At 51.4% G+C, this 1,395-nt stretch carries 1 rRNA gene; it reads right to left on the bottom strand.

What is annotated here, in order from left to right:
* Positions 1 to 46 precede the first annotated feature (46 nt).
* A 23S ribosomal RNA gene (locus HDE72_RS27635) occupies positions 47 to 1,395 on the bottom strand; the annotation flags it as partial.

Raw genomic sequence — 1,395 nt, 5'->3', positions numbered from 1 at the left:
ACACGCAACGTTGTACCGTCTTATCCTCTGTACCTGCTAAGGTTATAGGGACAAGCCGTACGGGCAATTAGTACTGGTTAGCTTAATGCATTACTGCACTTCCACACCCAGCCTATCAACGTCCTGGTCTCGAACGACCCTTCAAAGAGCTCAAGGCTCTGGGAAATCTCATCTCAAGGCAAGTTTCCCGCTTAGATGCTTTCAGCGGTTATCTCTTCCGAACTTAGCTACCCGGCAATGCCACTGGCGTGACAACCGGTACACCAGAGGTTCGTCCACTCCGGTCCTCTCGTACTAGGAGCAGCCCCCTTCAAATTTCCAACGCCCACGGCAGATAGGGACCAAACTGTCTCACGACGTTTTAAACCCAGCTCACGTACCACTTTAAATGGCGAACAGCCATACCCTTGGGACCGGCTACAGCCCCAGGATGTGATGAGCCGACATCGAGGTGCCAAACTCCCCCGTCGATATGAACTCTTGGGAGGAATCAGCCTGTTATCCCCAGAGTACCTTTTATCCGTTGAGCGATGGCCCTTCCATACAGAACCACCGGATCACTATGTCCTACTTTCGTACCTGCTCGACTTGTCAGTCTCGCAGTTAAGCACGCTTATGCCATTGCACTATCAACACGATGTCCGACCGTATCTAGCGTACCTTCGAACTCCTCCGTTACACTTTAGGAGGAGACCGCCCCAGTCAAACTGCCTACCATGCACTGTCCCCGATCCGGATAACGGACCAAGGTTAGAACCTCAAACAAACCAGGGTGGTATTTCAAGGTTGGCTCCACGAGAACTAGCGTCCCCGCTTCAAAGCCTCCCACCTATCCTACACAGATTGGTTCAAAGTCCAATGCAAAGCTACAGTAAAGGTTCATGGGGTCTTTCCGTCTAGCCGCGGGTAGATTGCATCATCACAAACATTTCAACTTCGCTGAGTCTCGGGAGGAGACAGTGTGGCCATCGTTACGCCATTCGTGCAGGTCGGAACTTACCCGACAAGGAATTTCGCTACCTTAGGACCGTTATAGTTACGGCCGCCGTTTACTGGGACTTCAATCAAGAGCTTGCACCCCATCATTTAATCTTCCAGCACCGGGCAGGCGTCACACCCTATACGTCCACTTTCGTGTTTGCAGAGTGCTGTGTTTTTATTAAACAGTCGCAGCCACCAGTTTATTGCAACCCTTTCGCCCTATCACAGTAAAGTGACCAAGCTACCGGGGCGTACCTTTTCCCGAAGTTACGGTACCAATTTGCCGAGTTCCTTCTCCCGAGTTCTCTCAAGCGCCTTAGAATACTCATCTCGCCCACCTGTGTCGGTTTGCGGTACGGTCTCGTATGACTGAAGCTTAGAGGCTTTTCTTGGAACCACTTCCGATTGCTTCAG

Source organism: Janthinobacterium saanense (assembly GCF_014200675.1).
GTDB lineage: Bacteria > Pseudomonadota > Gammaproteobacteria > Burkholderiales > Burkholderiaceae_D > Janthinobacterium.
Note: the sequence above shows the minus strand (reverse complement) of the source record. Positions and strands in the feature narration are given on the sequence as shown.